Here is a 2,292-nt window from a genome sequence, read left to right as displayed (position 1 = left end):
CGACGATGATCTATTTTGACCACAACGCCACCACACCGGTCGACCCGCGGGTGCTGGCCGCGATGCTGCCGCTGTTCGCCGAGCAGTGTGCGAACGCCTCCAGCGGTCACGTCGCGGGCCGGGCGGTCGCTCGGCTCGTCGAGCAGGCTCGGGGGCAGGTCGCGGCGCTGGTGGGGGCGAACCGGCGCAACGTCGTGTTCACCAGCGGAGCCACCGAGGCGGTCAATCTCGCGATCCGCGGCGTCCTGGCCGGCGCCGGGTCCCCCCGTCGGCGCATCCTGGTGGCGGCCACCGAGCACAAGGCCGTCCTGGCCGCGGCTGCGCAGGCCGTGAGCATCCACGGGGGCACGGTCGGGTTGATCCGGGTGCTGCCCGACGGCACCCCGGATCTCGACCACCTCGCCGCATTGCTGTCATCGGATGTCGTGCTGGTCGCCGTCATGGCGGCCAACAGCGAGACCGGCGCGATCGCGGATGTCGGGCGGGCCGCCCAGCTCGCGCACGGCGCCGGCGCCCTGTTCCTCTGCGACGTCACGCAGGCCGCGGGCAAGATCCCGGTGGCGCTGGACGCCGGCGAGATCGACCTCGCGGTGCTGAGCGCACACAAGATCTACGGCCCCAAGGGGGTCGGCGCGCTTCTGGCCAGCCGGCGCCTGCAGGCCCGCCTGACGCCGCTGATCGTCGGCGGGGGTCAGGAACGCGGCCTGCGCAGTGGCACGATCAACAGCGCCGGCATCGTCGGATTCGGCCAGGCCGCGACGATCGCCGCGGCGGAACTGGCTGCCGACGCCGATCGCCTGCGCCGCCTGACCGCGCTGCTGCACCATCTGCTTACCGAGAAACTCGACGGTGTCGCGCTCAACGGCCCGACCGTCACCCGGTTGCCGAACACCCTGAACCTGCGGTTCGTCGACGCTGACGCCGACGCGGTGATGACAGCCATGCCGCAGGTGGCCGTATCGGCGGGCAGTGCCTGCCAGGGGTCGAGTACCGAACCGTCCCATGTGCTGACGGCGATGGGCCTGGGTACCACTGCCGCGTCCCAGAGCCTGCGTTTCAGTCTCGGTCGCCCCTCCACCGCCGAGGAGGTGCACGCCGCGGTCGGCCATGTCGTCTCCGCCGTCGAGCACGTCCGCGCTCTGGGCGCTGATTGAGGGGGCGGTGGTTTCGGTCATTCTGACAACCGCTTTCACCTACCGCTGCGCAGGCGGAGCCGGAGGGGGCGGTGGTTTCGGTCATTCTGACAACCGCTTTCACCTACCGCTGCGCGGGTAGAACGTCGAGGAAGCCGGGCGGTACGTGGCTGGCCAGCCAGACACCGTTGGCGCTGCGCCGGAACCGGTGGCCGGCCTGGTGCATCGCGCCCGAGTCGACGGTGAGGATGACCGGTTGGCCCCGGCGGGCGCCGACCCGTCCCGCCGTATCCGAATCAGCCGACAGATGGACGTCGTGGCGTCCCATCGGGCGGAGCCCCTCCCGACGGATCGCGGGCAGGAAGGACCCGATCGTGCCGTGATAAAGCACCTCTGGCGGCGGCGTCGCCGCCAGACCGAGCTCCACCCGCACGGAATGGCCCTGATTGGCACGGATGTGCCGCCCGGCGTCGTCGACAGCGAAACGTTGCTTGTCGCTTGTCGCCACGACCTCGTCGAGCTCGGCCTGGCTGATCGGGAAACCGGACCGGGCGCAGGCGTCGAGCAGATCGGTGACGGGTGTCCACCCCGCGCTGTCGAGAACAATGCCGATGGCATCGGGCGCGTGCCGCAGATGGCGGGACAGGTAGCGCGACACCCGCTCCGCGCGACGCGCAGTCATATCTACCATAAGGTCCAGACTATCCGAGTCATGGGCCGAGTACCCGCGGTCAGGATCGCACGCGGGGTGCCTGGTTCCGGCTGACGGTGTCGATGATCTGTGCGGTCGGGCCGACGACCAGGACCTCGTCACCTGGCTGAAGCCGGGTGTGGCGGGTGGGCCGGTAGTTGGGGGCCCGGTCGGGGGTGCCGTCGTGCTCGGATGAGGTGGCGATCGCGAGCAGCCGGGTCCCGGTCGACAGCTCCTGCAGGGTCGGGCCGTCCAGGCCACCGCCGGCGACCACGGTGATCCGCGCGACCAGGAAGGGCTCACGGTCGACGTAGAAGGTGCTCACCACCTCGTAGTCGAGGGCGGCGCCGACAAACCACGGGGTGGCCAGGGCGGACGCGCTGCGGGCGGTGTGGATGGCGAACCTGCGTTCGGCTTCGTCGGCAAGTGTCGTGTCGAAGATGCGCAGCACCACCCGCAACCCGGGCT

At 70.6% G+C, this 2,292-nt stretch carries 3 protein-coding genes; 1 reads left to right on the top strand and 2 read right to left on the bottom strand.

What is annotated here, in order from left to right; genetic code table 11:
- Nucleotides 1-1,154, top strand: a 1,154-nt coding sequence (locus tag U9980_RS04020; RefSeq protein WP_416210145.1) for a cysteine desulfurase family protein, incomplete at its 5' end; no start/stop codon positions are given.
- Nucleotides 1,155-1,257: 103 nt separating this feature from the next.
- Here U9980_RS04020 and U9980_RS04015 read toward each other — a convergent pair.
- Both U9980_RS04015 and U9980_RS04010 read right to left on the bottom strand, forming a co-directional pair.
- Nucleotides 1,258-1,815, bottom strand: a complete 558-nt coding sequence (locus tag U9980_RS04015) for an RNA 2'-phosphotransferase (RefSeq protein WP_322766734.1) — start codon at nucleotides 1,813-1,815, stop codon at nucleotides 1,258-1,260.
- A 49-nt stretch (nucleotides 1,816-1,864) separates the two neighbouring features.
- On the bottom strand, nucleotides 1,865-2,292 hold a 428-nt coding region (locus tag U9980_RS04010; RefSeq protein WP_322766733.1), incomplete at its 5' end, for a TrkA C-terminal domain-containing protein.

It is taken from the genome of Protofrankia sp. Cr1 (genome assembly GCF_963555865.1).
Classification (GTDB): domain Bacteria; phylum Actinomycetota; class Actinomycetes; order Frankiales; family Frankiaceae; genus Protofrankia.
The sequence above is the reverse complement of the archived record's forward strand: the minus strand, read 5'-3'. Positions and strand labels throughout refer to the sequence as shown.